Below are 243 nucleotides of genomic sequence, written 5' to 3' on the forward strand. Positions count from 1 at the left end.
TCAGTAAGATATTTTTTCAAGTTCTGCGCCGTTGCCGGCAAAATGGGAACTACCCTGGTTTTTCTGCCTTTACCAAGGATCTTGACACTTGCAGGATAATCAAGACGGACATCTTCAATACATAAGTCACAGATTTCCTGCACACGGGCTGCTGTATCATAAAGAAAACACAGGATAGTGGCATCTCTTCTGCCGCTGAGAGTGGATGTATCCGGCTGGCGCAGGATCAGCGCAATCGCCTCT

At 47.3% G+C, this 243-nt stretch carries 1 protein-coding gene; it reads right to left on the reverse strand.

Annotated features, from left to right (window positions below; all coding sequences use genetic code 11):
* The coding region (locus tag ACOMDU_RS13775; protein ID WP_421130723.1) for a tyrosine-type recombinase/integrase at positions 1-243 on the reverse strand (243 nt) is incomplete at both ends.

The sequence above is a fragment of the Vescimonas sanitatis genome (genome assembly GCF_049060325.1).
In the GTDB taxonomy this organism is placed as follows: Bacteria; Bacillota; Clostridia; order Oscillospirales; family Oscillospiraceae; genus Vescimonas; species Vescimonas sanitatis.